Source organism: Luteibacter sp. (assembly GCF_036499525.1).
In the GTDB taxonomy this organism is placed as follows: domain Bacteria; phylum Pseudomonadota; class Gammaproteobacteria; order Xanthomonadales; family Rhodanobacteraceae; genus Luteibacter.
Genome location: NZ_DASYDO010000061.1, coordinates 13916 through 35386, shown reverse-complemented (window position 1 = coordinate 35386; position 21471 = coordinate 13916). Strand labels below are relative to the sequence as shown.

General features: G+C 65.1%; 25 protein-coding genes and 1 pseudogene. 18 read left to right on the top strand and 8 right to left on the bottom strand.

All coding sequences use genetic code 11. From position 1 onward, the window contains the following. The 5 genes and pseudogenes from VGM71_RS11535 to VGM71_RS11515 form a co-directional block, all read right to left on the bottom strand. Positions 1 to 105: pseudogene (locus VGM71_RS11535) on the bottom strand (succinate dehydrogenase iron-sulfur subunit); the annotation flags it as partial. Between the two features lie 21 nt (positions 106 to 126). Next, the gene (gene sdhA, locus VGM71_RS11530; protein WP_331545209.1) at positions 127 to 1911 is read right to left on the bottom strand and encodes a succinate dehydrogenase flavoprotein subunit; all 1785 of its coding nucleotides are present in this window, start codon (positions 1909 to 1911) and stop codon (positions 127 to 129) included. A 3-nt stretch (positions 1912 to 1914) separates the two neighbouring features. Then, entirely contained in the window at positions 1915 to 2301 is a 387-nt protein-coding gene (gene sdhD / locus VGM71_RS11525) for a succinate dehydrogenase, hydrophobic membrane anchor protein (protein ID WP_331545207.1), read from the bottom strand. Next, positions 2298 to 2690, bottom strand: a complete 393-nt coding sequence (gene sdhC / locus VGM71_RS11520; protein ID WP_331545205.1) for a succinate dehydrogenase, cytochrome b556 subunit — start codon at positions 2688 to 2690, stop codon at positions 2298 to 2300. The genes sdhD and sdhC overlap by 4 nt, the downstream gene beginning before the upstream one ends. A 58-nt stretch (positions 2691 to 2748) precedes the next feature. Next, complete coding sequence (locus tag VGM71_RS11515; RefSeq protein ID WP_167023934.1) at positions 2749 to 2916, bottom strand: DUF1674 domain-containing protein; 168 nt, start codon at positions 2914 to 2916, stop codon at positions 2749 to 2751. A gap of 127 nt (positions 2917 to 3043) precedes the next feature. Between VGM71_RS11515 and VGM71_RS11510 the strand changes: the two genes are divergently transcribed. Then, on the top strand, positions 3044 to 3835 hold the full coding sequence (locus VGM71_RS11510) for a folate-binding protein (protein WP_331545201.1): 792 nt from the start codon (positions 3044 to 3046) through the stop codon (positions 3833 to 3835). 434 nt (positions 3836 to 4269) lie between these two features. Beyond that, complete coding sequence (locus tag VGM71_RS11505) at positions 4270 to 4704, top strand: cell wall hydrolase (RefSeq protein WP_331545199.1); 435 nt, start codon at positions 4270 to 4272, stop codon at positions 4702 to 4704. A 103-nt stretch (positions 4705 to 4807) separates the two neighbouring features. Here the strand turns inward: VGM71_RS11505 and VGM71_RS11500 are convergent, their stop codons facing one another. After that, a complete protein-coding gene (locus tag VGM71_RS11500; RefSeq protein ID WP_331545197.1) occupies positions 4808 to 5275 on the bottom strand; it encodes a glycine zipper 2TM domain-containing protein in 468 nt (155 codons plus the stop codon). A 27-nt stretch (positions 5276 to 5302) separates the two neighbouring features. Then, the gene (locus VGM71_RS11495) at positions 5303 to 5929 is read right to left on the bottom strand and encodes a glycine zipper 2TM domain-containing protein (RefSeq protein WP_331545195.1); all 627 of its coding nucleotides are present in this window, start codon (positions 5927 to 5929) and stop codon (positions 5303 to 5305) included. Between the two features lie 111 nt (positions 5930 to 6040). Here VGM71_RS11495 and VGM71_RS11490 point away from each other — a divergent pair, with 111 nt between their 5' ends. The 5 genes from VGM71_RS11490 (at position 6041) to VGM71_RS11470 (ending at position 11621) form a co-directional block, all read left to right on the top strand. Continuing rightward, positions 6041 to 6805 carry a TatD family hydrolase gene (locus VGM71_RS11490; protein ID WP_331545193.1) on the top strand — a complete coding sequence of 255 codons (765 nt, stop codon included), beginning with the start codon at positions 6041 to 6043 and terminating at the stop codon, positions 6803 to 6805. 73 nt (positions 6806 to 6878) lie between these two features. After that, positions 6879 to 7406: a MarR family winged helix-turn-helix transcriptional regulator gene (locus VGM71_RS11485; RefSeq protein ID WP_331545191.1), complete on the top strand. Its 528-nt coding sequence runs from the start codon at positions 6879 to 6881 to the stop codon at positions 7404 to 7406. Next, positions 7403 to 8860 carry an efflux transporter outer membrane subunit gene (locus tag VGM71_RS11480; RefSeq protein ID WP_331545189.1) on the top strand — a complete coding sequence of 486 codons (1458 nt, stop codon included), beginning with the start codon at positions 7403 to 7405 and terminating at the stop codon, positions 8858 to 8860. The genes VGM71_RS11485 and VGM71_RS11480 overlap by 4 nt, the downstream gene beginning before the upstream one ends. Then, entirely contained in the window at positions 8857 to 10056 is a 1200-nt protein-coding gene (locus tag VGM71_RS11475) for an efflux RND transporter periplasmic adaptor subunit (RefSeq protein WP_331545187.1), read from the top strand. The genes VGM71_RS11480 and VGM71_RS11475 overlap by 4 nt, the downstream gene beginning before the upstream one ends. Continuing rightward, on the top strand, positions 10053 to 11621 hold the full coding sequence (locus VGM71_RS11470; RefSeq protein ID WP_331545185.1) for a DHA2 family efflux MFS transporter permease subunit: 1569 nt from the start codon (positions 10053 to 10055) through the stop codon (positions 11619 to 11621). Before VGM71_RS11475 ends, VGM71_RS11470 begins: the two co-directional genes overlap by 4 nt. A 165-nt stretch (positions 11622 to 11786) precedes the next feature. Here the strand turns inward: VGM71_RS11470 and VGM71_RS11465 are convergent, their stop codons facing one another. Then, entirely contained in the window at positions 11787 to 12290 is a 504-nt protein-coding gene (locus VGM71_RS11465; protein WP_331545183.1) for a type VI secretion system tube protein Hcp, read from the bottom strand. Between the two features lie 372 nt (positions 12291 to 12662). Between VGM71_RS11465 and VGM71_RS11460 the strand changes: the two genes are divergently transcribed. From VGM71_RS11460 to VGM71_RS11410, 11 genes are all read left to right on the top strand, one after another. Then, a complete protein-coding gene (locus VGM71_RS11460; protein ID WP_331545181.1) occupies positions 12663 to 13481 on the top strand; it encodes a DUF6402 family protein in 819 nt (272 codons plus the stop codon). Next, a complete protein-coding gene (locus VGM71_RS11455) occupies positions 13481 to 14008 on the top strand; it encodes a hypothetical protein (RefSeq protein ID WP_331545179.1) in 528 nt (175 codons plus the stop codon). The genes VGM71_RS11460 and VGM71_RS11455 overlap by 1 nt, the downstream gene beginning before the upstream one ends. A gap of 185 nt (positions 14009 to 14193) precedes the next feature. Beyond that, positions 14194 to 14694 (top strand): polyhydroxyalkanoate synthesis repressor PhaR, encoded by a 501-nt coding sequence (phaR, locus tag VGM71_RS11450; RefSeq protein ID WP_072322177.1) that lies wholly within the window; start codon positions 14194 to 14196, stop codon positions 14692 to 14694. 84 nt (positions 14695 to 14778) lie between these two features. After that, complete coding sequence (locus tag VGM71_RS11445; RefSeq protein ID WP_331545175.1) at positions 14779 to 16158, top strand: FAD-dependent monooxygenase; 1380 nt, start codon at positions 14779 to 14781, stop codon at positions 16156 to 16158. Beyond that, positions 16151 to 16774 (top strand): cytochrome c biogenesis heme-transporting ATPase CcmA, encoded by a 624-nt coding sequence (gene ccmA, locus VGM71_RS11440; RefSeq protein ID WP_331545173.1) that lies wholly within the window; start codon positions 16151 to 16153, stop codon positions 16772 to 16774. Before VGM71_RS11445 ends, ccmA begins: the two co-directional genes overlap by 8 nt. Then, complete coding sequence (ccmB, locus tag VGM71_RS11435; protein WP_331545171.1) at positions 16771 to 17457, top strand: heme exporter protein CcmB; 687 nt, start codon at positions 16771 to 16773, stop codon at positions 17455 to 17457. Before ccmA ends, ccmB begins: the two co-directional genes overlap by 4 nt. Before the next feature lie 66 nt (positions 17458 to 17523). Then, positions 17524 to 18291, top strand: a complete 768-nt coding sequence (locus VGM71_RS11430; RefSeq protein WP_331545169.1) for a heme ABC transporter permease — start codon at positions 17524 to 17526, stop codon at positions 18289 to 18291. Next, entirely contained in the window at positions 18288 to 18476 is a 189-nt protein-coding gene (ccmD, locus tag VGM71_RS11425; protein ID WP_331545167.1) for a heme exporter protein CcmD, read from the top strand. Before VGM71_RS11430 ends, ccmD begins: the two co-directional genes overlap by 4 nt. Beyond that, on the top strand, positions 18473 to 18940 hold the full coding sequence (ccmE, locus tag VGM71_RS11420) for a cytochrome c maturation protein CcmE (RefSeq protein ID WP_331545165.1): 468 nt from the start codon (positions 18473 to 18475) through the stop codon (positions 18938 to 18940). The genes ccmD and ccmE overlap by 4 nt, the downstream gene beginning before the upstream one ends. Next, entirely contained in the window at positions 18937 to 20925 is a 1989-nt protein-coding gene (locus tag VGM71_RS11415) for a heme lyase CcmF/NrfE family subunit (RefSeq protein WP_331545163.1), read from the top strand. The genes ccmE and VGM71_RS11415 overlap by 4 nt, the downstream gene beginning before the upstream one ends. Beyond that, positions 20922 to 21464, top strand: a complete 543-nt coding sequence (locus VGM71_RS11410; RefSeq protein WP_331545161.1) for a DsbE family thiol:disulfide interchange protein — start codon at positions 20922 to 20924, stop codon at positions 21462 to 21464. Before VGM71_RS11415 ends, VGM71_RS11410 begins: the two co-directional genes overlap by 4 nt. The last annotated feature ends 7 nt before the right edge of the window (positions 21465 to 21471 follow it).

The following is a 21471-nucleotide window of genomic DNA, read 5'->3' as shown; positions in this document are numbered from 1 at the left end:
CGTCCAGCGATAGACCTTGAAGGTGCGCACGTTCTTCGCGCCCTTCGCCGGGAAATGCTTGCCGGCCTGGATCTTGGAATTCTTGGGTAGCGTGAACTCTGCCACGATTGCCTCTCCGGTCCGGTATCAGTAAACGCGCTTCTTCGGCGGCACGACTTCGACGTCGTCCGTCAGGGTGTACATATGCACCGGGCGGAAGTCGAAGCTGGACTTGCCGGCTTCGTCGATCCATACCAGCGTGTGCTTCTGCCAGTCGTGGTCGTTGCGATCCGGGAAATCCTCACGGGCGTGGGCACCGCGGCTCTCCGGGCGCTGCTCGGCCGAATGCATGGTGGCCACGGCCTGCCCAAGCAGGTTCGACAGCTCCAGGGTTTCGATCAGGTCGGAGTTCCAGACCAGCGAGCGGTCGGTGACCTTCACGTCCTGGAACTTCGTGAAGACCTCGGAGATTTTCTCGGAGCCTTCCTTCAGTGTGTCGCCGGTGCGGAACACCGCGGCATCGGACTGCATGGTCTTCTGCATGTCGGCGCGGATCTGCGCCGTGGGCGTGCCGCCATTGGCGTAGCGCAGCGCGTCGAAGCGGCCCAGCACCTTGTCCAGCGCGTTCGCCGGCAGGTCGCTGTGCGGCGTGCCCGGCTTGACGACCTCGGCGCAGCGGTTCGCCACGGCGCGACCGAACACCACCAGGTCGAGCAGCGAGTTGGAGCCGAGGCGGTTCGCGCCGTGCACCGATACGCAGGCCGCTTCGCCGATGGCGAACAGGCCCGGTACCACGGCATCCGGATCGTCATCAAGCTTGGTGACGACTTCGCCGTGATAGTTGGTCGGGATGCCGCCCATGTTGTAGTGGACGGTCGGCAGCACCGGGATCGGCTCCTTGGTGACGTCGACGCCCGCGAAGATGCGCGCGGATTCGGCGATGCCCGGCAGACGCTCGTGGATGACCTCGGGGCCGAGGTGCATCAGGTTCAGGTGGATGTGGTCCTTGTTCGGGCCCACGCCGCGGCCTTCGCGGATCTCGATGGTCATCGCGCGGCTCACCACGTCGCGCGAGGCGAGGTCCTTCGCGTTCGGGGCATAACGCTCCATGAAGCGCTCGCCATCGGAGTTGGTGAGGTAACCGCCCTCGCCGCGCACGCCTTCGGTGATCAGGCAGCCGGCGCCGTAGATACCCGTCGGGTGGAACTGCACGAACTCCATGTCCTGCAGCGGCAAGCCCGCGCGCAGCACCATGCCGCCGCCGTCGCCAGTGCAGGTATGCGCCGAGGTGGCGCTGAAGTACGCGCGGCCGTAGCCACCGGTGGCCATCACCACGGCGTGGCCGCGGAACAGGTGCAGGGTGCCCTCGTTCATGTCGAGCGCGAGCACGCCGACGCACCTGCCGTCCTCGAAGACGAGGTCGATGGCGAAGTATTCGATGAAGAACGTGGCATCGTGCGCCAGCGCCTGCTGGTACAGCGTGTGCAGGATGGCGTGGCCGGTACGGTCGGCCGCCGCGCAAGTGCGCTGTGCGGTGCCCTGGCCGTAGTGGGTGGTCATGCCACCGAACGGGCGCTGGTAGATCTTGCCTTCCTCGGTACGCGAGAACGGCACGCCGTAGTGTTCCAGCTCGATGATGGCCGGAATGGCTTCGCGGCACATGTACTCGATGGCGTCCTGGTCACCGAGCCAGTCGGAGCCCTTGATCGTGTCGTAGAAGTGGAAGCGCCAATCGTCTTCGCCCATGTTGCCGAGCGCCGCCGAGATACCGCCCTGCGCCGCCACAGTATGCGAGCGAGTGGGAAAGACCTTGGTGATGCACGCGGCCTTGAGACCCTTCTCGGCCAGCCCGAAGGTGGCGCGAAGACCGGCGCCGCCGGCGCCGATCACGATCACGTCGTACTTGTGTTGTTGAACCTTGTAGGCTTCCATCGATCAGCTTCCGAGCGCGACGCGCAGCACAGCCAGTACGCCAGCGAGCATGGCGAGTACGGCGATGAACTTGATGATCACCAGCGAGGCCACTTCGAGCCAGCGCGTGTGGACGTAGTCTTCGATCACGACCTGAAGGCCGAGCACCGCATGGCGGAACGTAGTGATCAGGAGCGCGACGAGCAGCACCGCGTTCCAGGGTTTCCCAAGCGTTTCGCGGGCGCTCGCATAGTCGGAGTGCATCAGGCCGAGCGTCGTGACCACGAACCAGACAGTGAGGAAGACCAGCGCGAGGCCGGTGACACGCTGGACCAGCCAGTGGCTGACGCCTTCCTTCGCCGAGCCCAGCCCGCGCGCGCGGGCGAGCGGATTACGCAGATCCCTGCTCATGCGTGGCCTCCGGCGAGCACGTATGCCCATACGACCACCGTGAGGACGATGGAGACGACGATCGACAGCCAGCTGTTGCGGACGAACGCGGGAATGGAGTAACCCGCGCCGGTGTCCTGCGCCAGGTGACGGATACCGTTGGCGAGGTGGTAGAAGAAGGCCAGGGTCCAGCCGATCAGCACGATCGTGCCGATGGTGCTACCGGCGTAGCCCTTGAACGTCGCGAAGGCGTCCGGGCCGGAGGCGACGGCTGCAAGGCCCCATACGAGGAGAAGGCTACCGACGGCGAGAACGATGCCGGTGGCGCGATGCAGGATGGATGTCACCATCTGCACTTGCCACTTGTAGACCTGGAGGTGCGGTGAGAGCGGGCGTCCCGTTTGTGCCATGGCGGCTATCCTGATTGGAATCGCTGGTGCCCGACGGTCTCTCCTCGCCTTCCGGTTCTCAGAAGTCGATGCAGCGTCCGTTCTTTTCCCAGTCGCCGTAACGCGTTGGGTCCAATGGCGCTTTCTCGACCCCTGCTTCGCCGTTCGTGGGGACGACCGGCGGAACGAGCGGCTTCGCCGGAGCGGAATCGTTCGTGCCCTTGGGTTCGGAGGGATTGTCGGACATGGTTATAAAGCCCTGAAAGCGTAATACCTGTGCCACGGCAGCACAACCTTGACGATCGCCAGGGACCTTGGGAAGGGCGCGGCCGGACCGTATATCTTACTCCCTCCCCATCCTCTTTGCCTCCCGCATGCCGAGCACTACCACTCGCACGATCACCCTCACCGGCCCCGACGCCGCCGGCTTCGCCAACGCCCAGCTCGGCAGCGATGTCCTCGTCCTGTCCACGGGCCGCTGGCAGTGGAGCGGCTGGCTGGACCCCAAGGGCCGGGTGCGGGCACTGCTCCAGGTCGCCCGCCTCGCCGACGACCGGTTCGTGCTGGTGCCGCGGGGCGGCGATGCGCGCACGCTTGCGCAGGATCTCGGCCGCTTCGTGTTTCGTTCGAAGGTGAGGATCGATGTATCCGGAGAACTGCACGTGAGCGATGGCGACGCGTTCGGCGACGGCTGCGCACGCGAAGACGACAGCGGCACGTTGTCGCTCGGCGAAGGCGATGCGTCGTTGCGTGTGGGAAAAAATAGTGGCAACGATGCATGGATCGCACGACACATCGCGAACGGTTATGCGTGGTTGCCCGATGCCGCGCTCGGCACGTTGCTACCACCCGCCTTGTCGATGGAACGACTCGGCGCGGTAGCGTTCGACAAAGGTTGCTTTCCCGGACAGGAAATCGCCGCGCGCCTGCATTTCCTCGGTGGGCACAAACGTCATCTGCGCAGCGCGCGCATCGAAGGCAGCATCGCGCTTGACGAAGGACAAACGCTGCGCATTAACGGAAAGGATGCGGGCATCGTGTTGATGCAGGATCGCATCAGCCAATCACCTACGACTCTTGTTGTACTCGACGACACGATGTCGCAGGTGGAAACTCTTGACATCGGCGATGCGCGCCTTCATGTCATTTCTACATTCGCTGCGTAATGTGCGCTACATCGTAAAAATTTGTTCGCGTAATCGTGTGAGTCGAAGCTGAACCAAACAGATCGCGCACTTGCGCAATTCGGAGAGCGCCACTAGGCTCCGCCGATCCCATTTATGTGGCCGTGGTGTTTCGACACGGTTACACCCGCGACGATCCGTCGAAGATGACGGTTCTGGCGCGACCCGGTCCCCACCGGAGAAGAGCACCGCGCACCCTCGAACCTGCGCGAGCCAACAACCCCATACAGGACGGCTCCGGACAGTCGCCCAGTACAGTCACAGTGTGTGACGCCCGAGTCATCCGTGTTTCCCGATTCATCGGATGCCGTCGGTTGGTCCAGGTAGTAACGGCCTGCCCGCCCGTCTACCGCTCATACGTCTCCCATGGCTTTCCAGCCGCAAGTGACGGAAAAGCTCGTTGGAGGCAGAAACACATGAAACTCTCCGCTTTGCTCTGGATGGCGTCCGTCCTTCCTAGCCACCTTGCCGACCAGACGTGCCTGGCGACGACGGTGTACCTCGAGGCACGCAGCGAACCCACCATCGGCCAGTACGCCGTGGCGGAAGTCGCACTCAGGCGGCGCGACCGCCGCATGGGTGGCAACAACGTGTGCGAAGTCGTCAAGGCTCCACGCCAGTTCGCCATCACCACCACGCCAAAGGATTTCGAGGTCACCGATCTCGTCGCGTGGACGAAGGCGTGGAAGATCGCCGGCGACTCCCTCAACAACTGGAGCCTGCCAAAAAGCGAACGCCTCGTCTACGTTCCGCAGGCCGATCACTTCGCCACCGTCGCCGTCTCACCGAGCTGGTCCGCCAGCCGCGTCGTGCGCAAGATCGGCGAACACGCGTTTTACGCCGTCAACTGACGCGCTACAACGTGCGGGGAAAAGGAGATCCAGGCGGGCAGCTTGGGATCTCCGGGAAAAAAAGACCCTCGGACGAGGGTCTTTTTTTTGGACGTCTTTACGGCTATCGGCGGTATACGCGATCCCCGCGCACTTCGACATAGTCGCCGCGGCGGAGTTGCGGATCCTCGTGCTGCGTCACCGTGGCCCAGCGGCCGTCGTCCAGGCGTATGCGCACGCGGAACGCCACGTCGTCGGCGCCGTTGCGCTTGCCCACCTGGTTGCCGACGACACCGCCTGCGACGGCGCCGCCCACGGTGGCGGCCGAACGCCCGTCACCTTTGCCGATGGTATTGCCCAGAAGGCCACCGGCAACAGCGCCGATCACGGCGCCCAGGGGAGAGGAACCCTTCTGCGCGTAGACCTGCTCGATGTCGTCAACGACGCCGCACTGCGAACATCCCCGCGGCGCGTTGGAATACGCGACGCGATCATCGTGATACACCCGTCGCGGCTGCTCGTAGCACGCCGTCAACGACAGCGTGGCGAGGGCAGCGGCGACGAGGCCAAGCTTGCGAACAATGCTGTGCATGGCTAGCCCTCCCGCGGGACCGTGGGATCAACGTGCGTCCGAAACCACCGAGACGCCTTCCTGCACTTCGACGCGGTCGCCCGGGTCGTGGTCCATGCGGACCGAACGCGTCACGCCGTTGTATTCGTAGCGCACGTCATAGGCTACGACCTTGTTGCCACCGCTGCCGGGCACGGTGCTGCACTTGCGCACCGTGCTGCTCACCGTGTTCGTCTCCTGGCGACGCTGCTGGACCTCATGACCGGCGTAACCGCCGCCCACCGCGCCGGCGACCGTGGCCAGCGTGCGGCCCTTGCCGCCACCGATCTGGTTGCCCAGCAAGCCACCCGCGACGGCGCCGATGGCCGTGCCGGCAATCTGATGCTGGTCCTTGACGGGCGCCCGATGGGTGACGACTTCGTCATGGCACTCGCGCTTCGACGCGGTAGCCGCTTCGCGCACCGGGTCGACGCTCACCACGCGCGCGTACTTCGGACCCGCGGGCGCCGGGGCCGCCGCTGGAGGCGCGGCGATCGGTGCGGCCGCAGGCGCCGCGGCTTCCGGGGCGGGCGCATTCGCCACGTCGGCATTCGCATCGCGGTTGCAGGCGGAAAGGCCAAATAACAGAGCCGCACCCAAACCGGCGTTCAGGACGGAAATCTTCAACCTGCTCATACACTAATCTCCACTGTGGATCGGCGGTCTGGCCACCTCGATCCCATTTGACAATCGTTAAACTGAATGACGCCTTAGACTCCCGCTGACGTTCATTCAGGCATCACCCACATGCTCGATCTCATCGATACACATGCGCACCTGGACGACCGCTCGTTCGACGACGATCGCGACGAGATGTTCGCGCGCTCGGCGGAGGCAGGCGTGCGGCGCTGGATCGTACCGGCAATCGATCGCGGGAACTGGGATAAGGTCGAGCTTTTGTCCGCGTCGCGCAAAGGCGTTTCCGTAGCGTTCGGGCTGCACCCCCTGTTCCTGTTCAACCATCAAGACGCGCACCTGGACGAATTGCCCGGCTGGCTCGACAACCACGGTGCCGTGGCCGTCGGCGAAATAGGGCTCGACTTCTATGTCGACGGACTGGACCCGGAGCGCCAGCGCGAGCTGTTCGTACGGCAGCTGCACATTGCCAGGGAGCACGACCTGCCCGTGATCGTGCACGCACGTCGCGCCTTCGAAGAGGTGATCCATACGTTGCGCCGCGTCGGCGGCCTTCGAGGCGTGGTTCACAGCTTCTCCGGCAGCGAGGAGCAGGCTCGGCAGCTGTTCGACCTGGGTTTCCACATCGGTATAGGCGGCCCGGCGACCTACGACCGCGCACACCGCATTCACCGCGTGGTGACGGACATGCCGCTGGAATGGCTGCTACTCGAAACCGACGCGCCCGACCAGCCGTGTTCGCAACGCCGCGGGGAACGGAACGAGCCGGCCTACATGCTTGATGTACTGAGGACGGTGGCGCGCCTGCGCGGCGAGTCCGAAGAGCGCGTCGCCGCCCGGACCACAGCCAACGCCCTCGCCCTCTTCCGGCTGTGAGTATCGGCATATTGCGGCCGCGAGGGATTCTTTGATAGCCTGATAGTTCACCAGCGAACTATTAGCCAGCGAAATGCCTAGCCTCAAACCACTCGTCGACGCCATGTACGAAGGCGTCGGCCGTGTCGCACAGCGCATTCCGGAGATGCCGGTTCCCGAGGTGCTCCTCGTGCGCATGCTGATGATGACGGCGGGGGCTTTGCTGCGCGGCTTCGAAAGCCAGCTCAAGCCGTACGGCCTGAACGACAGCGACTTCCGCACGCTGATGATGCTATACAGCAGCGAGGACGGCAGCGCGAGCCCGGGTGAACTGTGTTCCCTCGCCGAGCAGAAGCCGACGAACATGACGCGGATCGCCAACGCGCTCGCCAAGCGCGACCTGATTTCCCGGGCGCATGCCACGCACGACCGGCGCCAGGTGGTCCTCCGGATCACGCCCGCCGGGCGGCGCTTCGTCACCAAGATGCTGCCTCCCCTGTTCCCGCCGTTGCTCCAGTCGTTCGCCTGCTTCAGCCCCAACGAACGGAAAACCTTCGAGCGGCTGCTGAAGAAACTCGCCCTGCATATCGACCCGCTGGTCGACCCGGACGTTTCCCCATGATTCCTGACTCGCTCCGCCCCGCCCTGCTCGCATGCGCGGTCGCCGCGCTGGTCGCCTGCCATGTACCGGCGAAGATCGACCGGCCCACCCTCCGCGACGAAGCGCCGCTCGCTGGCCTGTCCACCACCCAGCGCGCGGGCTGGCCTGCCGCCGACTGGTGGCGCGCCTACGGGGATCCGCAGCTCGACACGCTGATGGATATGGCCTTGCGCGGTGCTCCCGATCTCGCGCAGGCGAAGACGCGTGTCTCCTCCGCCGAGCAGAATATCCGCGTCGCAGCGGCGCAGGCCGGCCTGCGCGTGGACGGCAGCGGCCAGGTGGCTCGACAGCGCCTGAGCGAGCACGGCCTGATCCCGTCGCAGTTTCTCGGCTTCACCTGGTACAACCAGGCCGACCTGGGCATCCAGGTCCGCTACGACTTCGACTGGTGGGGGAAGAAGCGCTACACGATCGAATCCGCCATCGACAGCGCGCGTGCGGCGGAAGCCGAACGCTCGGCGGCTTCGCTCGGCATCCAGGCCATGGTGGCCGATACCTATTTCGGCTGGCTCGCCGACGAGGCGCGAGTCGCGCTCGCCGACAAGCTCGTCGCGGCGCGCGAGCGCGCGCTGCGCATCGCCGAGTTGCGCGTGAAGCAAGGCGTGGACGTTCCGGATACCGCCCAGCAGGCGCGCGCCGAACTGGCAGGCGCCCGCCAGCAGCGGGTCGCCCTGCAAGGTTCGGCCGATACCCGCCGCGCGTCGATCGCCACGCTCGTCGGCGTATCGCCGGCGGAACTGCCGGCGCTCGCGCCACGCGCCCTGCCTGACGTCACGCCGGGCCTTCCGGCCGGCGCCGGCACCGACCTCATGGCACGCCGTCCGGATATCGCCGCCAGCCGCTGGCAGGTGGAGGCCGCGCTGCGCCAGACCGATGCAGCCCGGGCGCAATTCTTCCCGGACGTGAGCCTGAGCGCCATGGCGGGCCTGTCCAGCATCGACATGGACAAAGTTTTCTCCGCCGACAGCCGTGTGTTCTCGCTTACGCCGGCGATCCACCTGCCGATCTTCGAAGGTGGTGCGCTGGAAGCGAACCACGGCGTGAGTCGTGCCCAACTCGACGCCGCCGTGGCGCAGTACAACGCCACCGTGGCATCCGCCGCGCGCGACGTGGCCACCCAGGCACTGGGCGCGCAGCAACTCGCCCATCGCAGGACGGAGCAAGCCACCCAGATCGAAGCGGCCAGCGCCATGCTCGCCAGTGCCCGTGCTCGCGCGGCGCGTGGCGTGCGCGACGACCGCGAGTCGCTGGTGACGGAGGCCGCGCTTATCCAGCAGCAGGACATGGACGCCGGGCTGCATGCGCAGGCCCTGTCCACCGACGTCGCCCTCATCAAGGCACTCGGCGGCGGTTACCGCGCCGAGTCCACCGCATCCCCGCCCGCATCAAGCACCCACGGAGCCGTCAGCCCATGAGCGCCTCTCCCAACGACACGCAACGCGACCAGGACGACGAAGGCAACGCGCCCAAGGACAAGCGCAAGCGCGGCCGGGCGCTGCTCATCGCGCTGATCGTCATCGTCCTCGCCGCCCTCGTCTGGGTCCTGCTCTGGCTGTTCGTGTTCTCCAAGCGCGAAACCACCGACGACGCCTATGTCGGCGGCAATCAGGTAGGTATCTCGGCCCAGGTGCCCGGCATCGTCGTAGGCGTGTATGCCGACGACACGCAACGGGTAAACGCTGGCCAGGTGCTCGTGCGCCTCGATCCCACGGATGCGGACGTGGCCTTGCGCAAGGCCGGCAGCGCCCTCGCCCAGGCCGTCCGCCAGGTACGCCAGCAGACGCAGTCCGCCGCGGGCGCCGACGCAGCCCTTGTCGCCCGCCGTCAGGACCTGAAGCGCACGCAGGATGACCTGAAGCGCCGCGTGCCGTTGCTTGCGGAGAAAGCCGTGGCGCCCGAGGAAGTGCAGCACGCACGCGACGCCGTTACGAGCGCGCAGTCCGCGCTGGACGCGGCACAGCGTCAGGCGGACGCCGCCCGCGCGCTGGTCGACGGCAGCGACGTCGAAGGCAATCCTGCCGTGGCGCAGGCGCGTGCCAGCTTCCGCCAGGCCTGGATCGCCGCGCAGCGCAACGCGATCGTCGCGCCCATCGACGGCTATGTCGCCCTGCGTGGCGTGCAGGTGGGCAACAGCGTGCAGCCCGGCCAGCAGCTGATGACCGTGGTGCCGTTGCGCGACCTCTGGGTGGACGCGAACTTCAAGGAGGCCCAGCTGCGCCACGTACGCATCGGCCAGCCGGCGAAGATCGAGTCCGATATCTACGGTGGCAGCGTCGAATACCACGGCAAGGTGATCGGCCTCGGTGCCGGCACGGGCAGTGCGTTCTCGCTTCTGCCGGCGCAGAACGCCACCGGCAACTGGATCAAGGTGGTGCAGCGCGTTCCCGTGCGCATCGCGCTCGACCCGAAGGACCTAGACAAGCATCCGCTGCGCATCGGACTGTCGACCAAGGTCACGGTCGACATCACTAACGACAAGGGCGACGTGCTCGCGCCGCAGCCTTCCACCGTGCCGGTGGCCCAGACCCGCGTGTATGACGACGTGGCCGCCAAGGCCGACGCCGCCGCGGACACCATCGTGCGCGCCAACCTCGGAGCCGAGGCCCCTTGAGCGACGACGCCGCCCTCTCCGACGCCCCCGCCAACGGGGGACCGAAGCCGCTGCATGGCGGCCCCCTGGTCCTGCTGACGGTTGCTGTCGCGTTCTCCACGTTCATGGAGATCCTCGACATGACTATCGTCAACGTGGCGGTGCCGCATATCGCCGGCAGCCTCGGCGTGAGTGCGAGCGAGGGCACCTGGGCGATCAGCTCGTACGCGTTGGCCAGCGCGATCATGCAGCCGCTCACGGGCTGGCTGGCCAAGCGTTTCGGCGAGGTGCGCACGTTCTGCACGTCGGTTGGCCTGTTCGTGGCCTTCTCGATGCTCTGCGGCCTCGCCACCAACATGCCCATGCTGGTGATCTTCCGCCTGATGCAGGGCGCGGGTTCCGGACCGATGGTGGCCTTGTCGCTGTCCCTCCTGCTGGCGAGTTACCCGAAGACGAAGCAAGGCATCGCCCTGGCGATGTGGGCGATGACGGTGGTGGTCGCGCCCATCTTCGGTCCGATCCTCGGCGGATACCTCACCGACAACTTTTCCTGGCCGTGGATCTTCTACATCAACGTGCCGGTGGGCGTGGCCGCGGGTATCGTCACCTGGAGCATCCTGCACCGCCGCGAGACGAAGATCGTGAAAGCACCCATCGACACCGTCGGCCTGGGACTGCTGATAGTGGGCGTGGGCTGCCTGCAATTCATGCTGGACAACGGCAACGACCACGACTGGTTCGCGTCGCCGATGATCCTCACGCTGGGACTCATCGCGCTGGTGGCGCTCGTGTTCCTCGTCATCTGGGAGCTCACCGCGAAACATCCGGTGGTGGAACTGTCGCTGTTCGCGCGGCGCAACTTCGCCATCGGCGTCACCGCGCTGTCGTTAGGCATGCTCGCCTTCTTCGGCATCAACGTGGTCTTCCCGCTGTGGTTGCAGACCACGCTGGGCTATACGGCGACGTGGGCCGGTCTCGCCACCGCGCCGGTGGGTATCCTCGCCTTCCTGGTCTCGCCCTTCATCGGCAAGAACATCCAGCGGCTGGAACTCCGCGCGGTGGTGACCTTCGCCTTCATCGTATTCGCCTTCACCTCGTTCTGGTTCGCCGGATTCAATAGTGGCGCATCGTTCTCGGCACTGGTGTTGCCACGTTTCGTCATGGGCATCGCCATCGCCTGCTTCTTCATTCCGCTCAACCAGATCTTCCTGTCCGGACTCAATCCCGACCAGATCGCGGGTGCGTCGGGCCTGGCGAATTTCTGCCGCACGCTCGCTTCCAGCGTGTCGACCGCCATCACCGTCACCTTGTGGCAGCACCGGACCGAATCCCACCATGCATCGCTCACGGAGTACGTGACCCACACGGCGCCGGCGACCACCGCGTTCACGCAGAAGCTCGCCGCGCTCGGCATTCCGGGCAAGCCTGGCCTGGCCGTGGTGGACCAATTGGTCACCCGCGAGGCGGCGACGCTGGCGGTGAACGACGTTTTCTGGGGTTGCGCGATCCTGTTCCTGGCGCTCATCCCCATCCTCTGGTTCGCCAGGCCGCCGTTCGGCAACGCGGGCGGTGCGGCGGCACACTGAGTTTCCGCTTGAAGCGAAGAGCGTACAGTGCCTCGCATCGTGGGCTCACCTGTGGTAACGCGCGCGGCGACGGCTGCTGGCTTCTGACGGTGCGGCTTCATGCTCGGAGAGCCAAGAGTCGGTGGCTTTCGTCGCCCCCGGCCTCATACTTTCGTGTCTCTTACATCAGACGGCAAACGTCTTGTCGTTCTTCGTCAGGCTCCACACCCCGAGCGTGACGCCGCCCTGTCCGCCATCAATCCGTTGCACTTGATACTTCCACTGGATTGCGGCGTACCGCAGCGCGAGCGTCTCGGTGGGCAACGGCTTATCGCCCACTGCCAAAGCGATCGACGAAATCAGCACATGCTTGAGTTGAATCTCAAGATACTTGACCCGCTTGCCCTCACCGGCATCGCGGTACAAGTCGATCTGCGCGGACTGAAATGTCGTGCCGCCCGAAAGGGCCTGGTAAAGCAACGGGCTTGCCGAATCCAGTTCCTTCATGGCGGCTATGTCGCCATGCTCGGTGCGCTCGACGGTGTTCCCGCCAGCTGTGGAAGCCGACGGCGACGATGGCTGGTGCATCTGATGACGCAATGAGTTGAGTTCGATCCACTGACTGTGCTCTTTGTCCGCGGATTCACCCTTGAGGTCGGGACCGGACAGCTTCAGGTAGATACTTTTCATCGGATTCCTTGATGAGGTGGTAGTGTTCCCGCCGGCAACGCGGTGTCAGCGGGCGGCAGCATCTTTACCGTCTTTCGCCTACACATGTTTGAGAAAAATGGACGATGGCTTTTCTTGTACGACGTCCGTTCACAAACATGTCCGTGGCATGGAAATCGCGTGCAGATGCATTGCCTTCAGCGTGTTTGATTGCGACACTTTGCACCGCGAACGTCGGGGTTTGACGTCCGCATAGGGCTTCATGCCTACCGCCATGCAACCCGGGTCGTCCCGTCCGAAGCATGGCTTTCCAACGTCTCTCTGACACGCATCGGCACCAGTCCGGCGGAATCGCGACGAACGCGACACTCATACCCAACAAGGAGCGTCACCATGCATGCGAGCCTGTCTTCCTCAGAGAACGCCGACGCCATGAAGGAGAGGATCGAGGCCATCCCCCGCGCCATGTATCGGATGGGATGGACGGTCTCGGCCGCATTGATGGAGCGCTGGCTTCACTCGCCGGCATGGGTGTTGCCGGAGTCGTGGAAGGGTGATGGCGCACCCGATCCACGGTACACGTCGCCCTCGCATCTGGATCAACGCATCGTACGCATGAGCTGGGCCATGATGCGTCCACGCATAAGGATCGCGTTAGACAGGCTACGCCTCAAAATGGCAAATGACGCGGCTAAAAAGGTCTTGCGATCTCGCCTGACCGATCTGAACTGGGGAACGGATAGAAAGGTTCGCTTTGGTAGCCGGCACGACAGTGCCGTTCAACTTGAAATGTCGTGCCAATCAAATTTCGAATCATTTGGCGACGAGCTGGACACGATGGATGATCTCTATGGAGCCCTCGGCCTGGCTACCTTGAAAGTTGCGCTCATCGGTGAAGCCTCACGCGACGCAAGAACAGGAGGAATCACTGCAGATGTCACCTTTGCTGGGTTCTACATCCGCGACACCTATGATTTCAACGGCCTTCAGTATCTCGGCACATGGACGAAAAACGGCGCCCTGAGTAAGACGCAGATGGTCATGAACTCGATACTGGATGGCGCGGTAGCCCATATGCACGGCGAGCCCATCGGTAATGTGTTCAACCATGACTTCGACGCGTACCGGCGTGCGACCGGTTACGGTGGCGATTTCGTCATCTATTCCGACGTGCGATGGGAACCTGTGAACTTGCGATTGGATCTGGCTTGATGGATACAAAGACGATCCTTGCTATTGTCGGGGTTGCCGGAGGTGCGACCCTCTATCAGGCCTCCAATTGGTGGGAGCGAGCCTATGCCCCCTACGAGTCATCCGAAATCAGCCCAGATGGCTGCATTCGTATCGATACTTACAGACCGTTTTGGGTACTGCCGCCCCGGTTCCATCGAATCCCGGACTCCGATCCGGCGGTTCATAATCGACTTGGCAGGCAATGGCACTATCCGATTTTCAAGCGTGCTTACGAAATAACGACGGGCACTCCCCTTGGTGAATCCATAGTCTATGACCCGGCAGGCCAAAAATTCATTGATTGGGGCGATACGCGAGATGTCGGTCGACGTGTCGTTACAGTGAACGGATTCCCATTAGTCGACTCCCAGCGCTGTTCTGACAAAGCAACACTGACGAAGCTGGAGGCACACCACGAACAAAGGCGACAAGCCAATCGACCGATGCAGGAGGCTTGGGAAGCAGCCGCCATGCCCGCGGCCCCTTCTTTCGACTCAAGCCAATGACCGCCCTCCCCGTCCAAGGCACTTGGCACGCCAATGCGGCGTTCCAGGCCGCCAGTTGCGCTGCGGCCCGACGGGTGCAGTTCACCTACCTAAATCGATCCAAAGACCAAATGTGAAATCCGTAAACGATTACGATGACTTGCGACAACTGGTGCGGCGCAATACCTCGTGGTAGTTTTCGCCGCATGGCACAAACCCTACGCATCATTAAGAAGTATCCGAACCGTCGTCTTTACGACACGGAAATCTCGAGCTATATCACGCTGGAAGAGGTTCGCCAGCTGGTGCTCGACGGGGAAACTTTCGAGGTTCGCGACGCCAAGTCCGGCGAGGACCTGACCCGTTCGGTCTTGCTGCAGATCATCGCGGAGCACGAGGAGCACGGCCAGCCGATGCTCTCGCCGCAGTTGCTGTCCCACATCATCCGTTTCTACGGAGACTCGCTGCAGGGCTTCATGGGGCCGTACCTGGAGCGCAGCCTGCAGGTTTTCCTGGACCAGCAGCAACAGTTCCGCAACCAGCTCAACAGCCTGATGGGCCAGACACCCTGGTCCATGCTCAACGAGATGACCGAGCGCAACCTCGACGTGTGGAAGTCGATGCAGCGCGGTTTCCTCGACGCCGCCACCGCCAAACCGGCGGAACCCGTGCGGCCCGCCCCGCGTACCGGCAAGAAGGCCGGCTGAGCCCCGCCTCGGCACCCTTGCCTCCGGCGGCGCTGCGGCGCACGATGCGCTGCCCCGCAATATCGCGCCCGGACGAAGGTCCCCATGCCCCGTAACGACATCGCCGTGGTCGGCGCCGGACTGGTCGGCGCCCTGATCGCCACACTGCTGACCCAGCGAGGTTTCCGCGTCACCGTTTACGAGAAGCGCCCGGACCCTCGAAAAGCGGGTGTCCTCGGCGGACGCTCGATCAACCTGGCCCTGGCGGAGCGGGGTCTGCACGCGCTGCGGGCTACCGGCCTGGCGGACAGGGTGCTCGAGCAGGCCGTGATGATGCGCGGGCGCATGGTCCACGATCCGGCAGGCCACAGCGGGCTCCAGCGCTATGGCGTGGACGATTCCGAGGTGATCTGGTCGGTCTCGCGGGGCGGACTCAACGCCCTCATGCTGGACGCCGCCGAGGCCGCGGGGGCCACGGTCCATTTCGACCAGGGGCTCGCCGCCGCCGATCTCGAGGCCGGAACGCTGCGCCTGCGCGACGCCGGTGGCAACGAGCGCACGGTGGAAGCACCGGTGGTCATCGGTGCCGATGGGGCAGGTTCCGCCCTGCGCGCCGCCATGCACGCGCATTCGCCATTGGGTGAGCGGGTGGAAGAACTGGGGCACGGTTACAAGGAACTGGAGATCCCGCCCCGCACCGATCCATCCGCGCCGTTCGCGATCGAGCGCAACGCGCTGCATATCTGGCCGCGCGGCCATTACATGTGCATTGCCTTGCCGAACCGGGATGGAAGCTTCACCGTCACGCTCTTCCTGCCGAACGACGGGGCGCATCCGAGCTTCCGCACGATCGCGGGTGCGGGCGCCGCCGAGACCTTCTTCCGCACGGACTTTCCGGACGCCCTCGCCCTGATGCCGGATTTCTCGGCCGACTGGGCCGCACACCCGGTGGGAACGCTGGGTACGCTCTACCTGGACCGCTGGCATATCGGCGGCCGCGCGCTGCTGATCGGCGACGCCGCGCATGCAATCGTGCCGTTCCACGGGCAGGGCATGAACTGCGGCTTCGAAGACGCCGCTGCGCTGGCCGAACTTTTCGCGGCACAGCCCGACGATGCCGCGGCGGTATTCGCCGCGTTCGAAACGAAGCGCAAGCCGAATGCGGACGCCATCGCCCAGATGGCCCTGGAAAACTACGTGGAAATGCGCGACTCGGTCGCCGATCCGCATTACCTGCGAAAGCGCGAGCTGGGCGCCCTGCTCGCGGAGCGCTCGCCCACGCACTACCTGCCGCGCTACCGCATGGTCACCTTCACCCACCTGCCCTATGCGTATGTGCTGGCGCGCGGGCGCGCGCAGGATGTGCTGGTGGAGCAATTGCTGAAGGGGCACGACACGGTGGCATCCATCGACCTGGATGCCGCGGTGCGCGCCCTCGAAGCAACCCTGCCGGCGTTGCCAGCGCAGGCTTTCGACCGTGGGTAACGCGCCCTTGCTAGAAGCCCATGCCCTCAGCTTCCTGCGCCAGGACGAGCGGGTGTTCGGACCGCTGGATTTCGCGTTGCATCCGGGCGAGATCGCGCTCGTCGAGGGCGATAACGGCAGTGGAAAGACCACGCTCATGCGCGTGCTCACAGGCATGCTGCGCCCGGGCGAAGGCGAGGTGCGGCTGGACGGCACCGCCTTTTCGCTCGACACCATGGCTGGGGCGGTCGTCTTCCTCGGCCACCATCTCGGATTGAAGCTGGACCTCTCCGCCCGCGAGAACCTGCGCGTGAGCACCGGCCTCTACGGGCAGCGCGATGGTACCGACGCCGCGGCGACACTGGCGGAAGTGGGGCTGGCCGGCTTCGAGGACGAACCCGTGCGACGTCTCTCCGCGGGCCAGAAGAAACGCGCCGCGCTGGCCCGCCTGCTGCTCGTGCCGGCGCGCGTATGGCTGCTGGACGAGCCCTACGCCAACCTTGACCGTGAAGGCATCGCGCTGGTTAACCGCCTGCTCGAAGGCCACGCGGCGCGCGGTGGCGCCGCGCTGGTCACCAGCCATGGCGCGGTGCGCTTCGCCGGCGGCGAACCGCGACGCATCCGGTTGCACGCATGACGCCCGGCAGCACGACCGCCGCATGCGCCGCCTTGCTGCGGCGCGATCTCACCCTGGCCTGGCGGCGGCGCGGCGACATCGCCATGCCGGTGCTCTATGCGATCATTGTCGCCACGCTGTTCCCCTTCGCGCTCGGTCCCGAACCCGCCCTGCTCGCCCGTATCGCCGGCGGCGTGGTGTTCGTCACCGTGGTGCTGGCCGTGCTGCTTTCGCTGGACCACCTGTTCCGCGCGGACATCGAGGATGGTTCGATGGAACAGCTGATGCTCGCGCCGCAGCCGCTGGCGCTGCTGGTGGGCATGAAGATCCTCGCCCACTGGATCACCTCGTCGCTGCCGCTGATCGTCGTGGCGCCTCTGCTGGCCGGCATGCTGAAACTTCCGTTGGCCGCGACGCCGGTGCTGTCCATCGCACTGGCTCTTGCGACGCCGCTGCTGAGCCTGCTCGGGGCGGTACTCGTTGCGCTGACGGCGGGATCGAGGCGCTCTGGTATGCTTCTCGCGCTCATGTTGCTGCCGTTGTGCGTGCCGGTCGTGATCTTCGCCGCCGGAGCCGTGGCCGCCGCGCAGGAAGGGTTGCCGTGGATCGCGCCGATCGCCTGGCTCGGTGCCGGGCTCGTCATGGCGGTGGTTCTCGCGCCGCTGGCCTGCGCCGCCGCGCTGCGCATCGCCATGGACACATGAACACATGCAACCGCGTGGCCCGAAAGGGGGACACACGGTGTTTGAACGAACCTGCGACGAGGATCGATGGCTAACTGGGTTCCGCTCTGGCTACACCGCCTCGGCTCTCCGCCGGTGTTCTACCGTTTCGCCGGTGCCGTTCGGCCCTGGGCGCTGGGCCTTGCGCTCACGCTGGGCGCGGTGGCCCTGTACGGCGGCCTCTTCGTTGCCCCTGCCGATTACCAGCAGGGGGATGCCTATCGCATCATCTTCATCCACGTGCCCAGCGCCTGGATGAGCCTGTTCATCTATGGCGCCATGGCCGTAACCGCCTTCATCGGGCTCGTCTGGCGGATCAAGATCGCCGAGGTGGTGGCGATGGAATCCGCACCCGTCGGCGCCGCGTTCACTTTCATCACCCTGGTCACCGGCTCGCTATGGGGCAAGCCGATGTGGGGCACGTGGTGGACCTGGGATGCACGGCTCACCTCGGAGCTGGTGCTGCTGTTCATCTACCTGGGCGTGATCGGGCTCTATCACTCTTTCGAGGATCGTCGGCAGGGCGCGCGCGCGGCATCATTCCTCGTGCTGGTCGGCGCGGTGAACGTGCCCATCGTGCATTTCTCGGTGAACTGGTGGAACACGTTGCACCAGGGCTCCACGGTGCGCCTGCTCGGCCCGTCGCATATCGAGGCCAGCATGCTCTGGCCACTCTTGACCATGATGGCCGCCACGAAGCTCTATTACGTCGCCAGCCTGTTCGCGCGGGTGCGCGCCGACCTCATCGCCTCTGAAGGCGGCAAGGGCTGGGTGCGCGAGCTGCTTGCCGGTCGCGGCGAGAGCGAATCCGCATGAGCCAGGATCTCGCCATGGGCGCGTACGGCTTCTATGTGTGGTCCGCCATTGCCGTCTTCTTCATCGTCCTCTTGATCGACACGCTGGCCCCGTTGGCCCGGCGCCGCCGTAACCTGCGCGAACTCCGCGCACGCATCGCGCGCCAGGAAAACCGCCGCCGGCCAGGAACCGAAGCCAAGCAATGAATCCAACGCGTAAACGCCGACTTGCCGTCGTGATCTCGGTCGTCGCCGCCGCCGTGGTCGCCGTCGGCCTCATCGTGTTCGCCCTGCAGCGAAACATTAACTACCTCTTCACCCCCAGCCAGGTGCAGGAAGGCCAGGCCACGCAATATGCCACCTTCCGCCTTGGCGGCATGGTGCAGTCCGGCTCCATCCAGCGCGCCGCCGATACGCTGAAGGTGAGCTTCATCGTCGTGGACGATGCAGGCGCGATGCCGGTGGAGTACACGGGCATCCTTCCCGACCTGTTCCGCGACAACCAGTCCGTGATCGCCACCGGTCGCATGGACAGCGGCCGTTTCATCGCCAGCGAAGTGCTTGCCAAGCATGACGAGAACTACATGCCGAAGGAACTCAAGGACGCGATGGCCAAGGCGCACGAGAACAGAAAGATCGACGACAAGGCCATGAAGGATCCGATGAAATGATCCCCGAGCTTGGCCAATTCGCCCTCGTCCTCGCGCTGATCCTCGCCCTCGCTCAAGGTGTGCTGCCGATCGTGGGTGCCTGGCGCAACAACGCCGCGCTGATCGCGATGGCACGCCCCACCGCCGCCGGCCAGGGCGTGTTCGTGTTCGCCGCCATGGCGATCCTCATCTACGCGTTCCTCAGCTACGACTTCTCCGTGGCGTACGTGGCCGACAACTCAAACCTCGCCCTGCCCTGGTATTACCGCGTCACCGCGGTATGGGGCGCGCACGAGGGTTCGATGCTGCTGTGGGTATTCATCCTCAACGTCTGGTCGCTGGCACTGGCCGCCTTCAGCCGTCACCTGCCGGATGCCTTCGTGGCCCGTGTGCTCGGCGTGCTGGGCCTCATCGGCGTGGGCTTCCTCGCCTTCATCCTGTTCACCTCCAACCCGTTCCTGCGCGAATTGCCGATGCCCGCCGATGGCGGCGACCTCAATCCGGTGCTGCAGGACCCGGGCATGACCTTCCATCCGCCCGTGCTCTACATGGGCTACGTGGGTTTCTCGGTGGCATTCGCGTTTTCCATCGCGGCATTGCTTGGCGGTGGCATGGAACAGGCCTGGGTGCGCTGGGCGCGCCCCTGGACCAACGTGGCCTGGGCGTTCCTCACCCTCGGCATCGTCGCCGGCAGCTGGTGGGCCTATGCGGAGCTTGGCTGGGGGGGCTGGTGGTTCTGGGATCCGGTCGAGAACGCTTCGTTCATGCCGTGGCTGGTCGGCGTCGCGCTGATCCACGCGCAGGCCGTGACGGAGAAACGCGGCTCGCTGCCGGCGTGGACGGTGCTGCTTTCGCTGTTCGCTTTCTCGCTCTCCCTCCTGGGCACCTTCCTCGTACGCTCCGGCGTGCTGACCTCCGTGCATGCCTTCGCTTCCGATCCGCGCCGCGGCCTGTACATCCTCGGTTTCCTCGTGATCGTGATCGGCGGCTCGCTGCTGCTTTATGCCATCCGCGCGCCGAAGGTCGCCACCGGCAAGCCTTTCGCACCGATGTCGCGCGAGACCGGCATCATGATCGCCAACCTGCTGTTCACCACGGCGGCGGCGATGGTGCTGCTCGGCACGCTGTTCCCCCTGATCGGCGATGCGCTGAACATCGGTCGCGTCTCTGTCGGGCCGCCCTACTTCGGCTTCCTCTTCGTGCTGTTGATGGCACCCGTCGTACTGTTGCTGCCATTCGGCCCGTACCTGCGCTGGGGCCGCGCCGAGGGCCGCCAGCTTACGACGATGGCGCTGCGTGCGGGCGTCGCGGCCATCGTCTGTGCGATTGCCGCCACTTTCTTCGCACAAGGCCACCTGCGAGCCATCGCCGGCGTGGCGGGTGCGGTATGGGTTGGCGCGGGCACGCTTTCCTATGTGGTGAAGCGCTGGCGCGAAATGCCGCACGGCCGCCGCTACCCGGCGGAGATGGGCGGCATGTTGATCGCCCACGCCGGCGTCGCGATCTTCCTCATCGGCGTGATGCTCTCCGAATCGCTCAGCGTGGAGCGCGACGTGCGCCTCGCACCGGGCCAGGTCGAATCCATCGGCGGTTACGACTTCCGATTCGACGGCGTGGAAGAAACGGAAGGCCCCAACTGGCGCGCCGACGAAGGCATCGTCACCATCATGCGTAACGGCAAGACGATCGCAACGATGCATCCGCAGAAGCGCACGTATTCGCGCGGCCAGGTGCAGACGGAATCGGCCATCGATGCGGGGCTTTTCCGCGACATCTATGTCGCCCTGGGCGAACCGATGGACGCCGGCAACGTGAGCGGGCCGTGGGCCGTGCGGCTCTACCACAAGCCCTTCGTGCGCTGGATCTGGCTGGGCGGTCTCTTCATGATGGCGGGCGGTTTCCTCGCCGCGTGCGAACGGCGATTCCGTGCGAAGAAACGTGCCGCCGAGACAGCGGAGAAGCGTCCCGCGGGCGCCGGGTTGAAGACGGAGGAGTCGCCGGCATGAGCCGCTTGCTGCCACTCTTCGCCTTCCTGCTTCTCGTGGGCCTGTTCGGCTTCGGCATCTGGTGGAACACGCAGCACGACCAGCACGAGATCGTGTCACCGCTGATCGACAAGCCGGCGCCGGCGTTCTCCCTGCCCGTGCTCGGCGAGCCATCGCGCATGGTCGGCAAGGCATCTCTGCTCGGCAAACCCTACTTCCTCAATGTGTTTGCCAGCTGGTGCATCGAGTGCGTGCACGAGCACCCGGTGCTGATGACCGACATGAAGCAGCTTGGCCTGCCCATCGTCGGTTTCAACTACAAGGACGATCCGCAGGCCGCTACTGCATGGCTGGGCGATAACGGCAATCCCTTCGACGTGATCATCGCCGATCGCGACGGACGCGCCGGCATCGAGTTCGGCGTGTACGCCGCGCCGGAAACCTTCCTCGTGGATGGGAAGGGCGTGATCCGCTACAAGCGCATCGGCCCCATCACGCCCGAGGTGATCGACAAGGAAATCCGTCCCGCGCTCGCGGCATTGGCGAAGGAAGCACCGTGACGCGCCG

What these genes read in the sequence shown, in the direction of transcription:
- sdhA (WP_331545209.1), bottom strand. Translation starts at nt 1,911, where the DNA reads ATGGAAGCCTACAAGGTTCAACAACACAAGTACGACGTGATCGTGATC.
- sdhD (WP_331545207.1), bottom strand. Translation starts at nt 2,301, where the DNA reads ATGAGCAGGGATCTGCGTAATCCGCTCGCCCGCGCGCGCGGGCTGGGC.
- sdhC (WP_331545205.1), bottom strand. Translation starts at nt 2,690, where the DNA reads ATGGCACAAACGGGACGCCCGCTCTCACCGCACCTCCAGGTCTACAAG.
- VGM71_RS11515 (WP_167023934.1), bottom strand. Translation starts at nt 2,916, where the DNA reads ATGTCCGACAATCCCTCCGAACCCAAGGGCACGAACGATTCCGCTCCG.
- VGM71_RS11510 (WP_331545201.1), top strand. Translation starts at nt 3,044, where the DNA reads ATGCCGAGCACTACCACTCGCACGATCACCCTCACCGGCCCCGACGCC.
- VGM71_RS11505 (WP_331545199.1), top strand. Translation starts at nt 4,270, where the DNA reads ATGAAACTCTCCGCTTTGCTCTGGATGGCGTCCGTCCTTCCTAGCCAC.
- VGM71_RS11500 (WP_331545197.1), bottom strand. Translation starts at nt 5,275, where the DNA reads ATGCACAGCATTGTTCGCAAGCTTGGCCTCGTCGCCGCTGCCCTCGCC.
- VGM71_RS11495 (WP_331545195.1), bottom strand. Translation starts at nt 5,929, where the DNA reads ATGAGCAGGTTGAAGATTTCCGTCCTGAACGCCGGTTTGGGTGCGGCT.
- VGM71_RS11490 (WP_331545193.1), top strand. Translation starts at nt 6,041, where the DNA reads ATGCTCGATCTCATCGATACACATGCGCACCTGGACGACCGCTCGTTC.
- VGM71_RS11485 (WP_331545191.1), top strand. Translation starts at nt 6,879, where the DNA reads ATGCCTAGCCTCAAACCACTCGTCGACGCCATGTACGAAGGCGTCGGC.
- VGM71_RS11480 (WP_331545189.1), top strand. Translation starts at nt 7,403, where the DNA reads ATGATTCCTGACTCGCTCCGCCCCGCCCTGCTCGCATGCGCGGTCGCC.
- VGM71_RS11475 (WP_331545187.1), top strand. Translation starts at nt 8,857, where the DNA reads ATGAGCGCCTCTCCCAACGACACGCAACGCGACCAGGACGACGAAGGC.
- VGM71_RS11465 (WP_331545183.1), bottom strand. Translation starts at nt 12,290, where the DNA reads ATGAAAAGTATCTACCTGAAGCTGTCCGGTCCCGACCTCAAGGGTGAA.
- VGM71_RS11460 (WP_331545181.1), top strand. Translation starts at nt 12,663, where the DNA reads ATGCATGCGAGCCTGTCTTCCTCAGAGAACGCCGACGCCATGAAGGAG.
- VGM71_RS11455 (WP_331545179.1), top strand. Translation starts at nt 13,481, where the DNA reads ATGGATACAAAGACGATCCTTGCTATTGTCGGGGTTGCCGGAGGTGCG.
- phaR (WP_072322177.1), top strand. Translation starts at nt 14,194, where the DNA reads ATGGCACAAACCCTACGCATCATTAAGAAGTATCCGAACCGTCGTCTT.
- VGM71_RS11445 (WP_331545175.1), top strand. Translation starts at nt 14,779, where the DNA reads ATGCCCCGTAACGACATCGCCGTGGTCGGCGCCGGACTGGTCGGCGCC.
- ccmB (WP_331545171.1), top strand. Translation starts at nt 16,771, where the DNA reads ATGACGCCCGGCAGCACGACCGCCGCATGCGCCGCCTTGCTGCGGCGC.
- VGM71_RS11430 (WP_331545169.1), top strand. Translation starts at nt 17,524, where the DNA reads ATGGCTAACTGGGTTCCGCTCTGGCTACACCGCCTCGGCTCTCCGCCG.
- ccmD (WP_331545167.1), top strand. Translation starts at nt 18,288, where the DNA reads ATGAGCCAGGATCTCGCCATGGGCGCGTACGGCTTCTATGTGTGGTCC.
- ccmE (WP_331545165.1), top strand. Translation starts at nt 18,473, where the DNA reads ATGAATCCAACGCGTAAACGCCGACTTGCCGTCGTGATCTCGGTCGTC.
- VGM71_RS11415 (WP_331545163.1), top strand. Translation starts at nt 18,937, where the DNA reads ATGATCCCCGAGCTTGGCCAATTCGCCCTCGTCCTCGCGCTGATCCTC.
- VGM71_RS11410 (WP_331545161.1), top strand. Translation starts at nt 20,922, where the DNA reads ATGAGCCGCTTGCTGCCACTCTTCGCCTTCCTGCTTCTCGTGGGCCTG.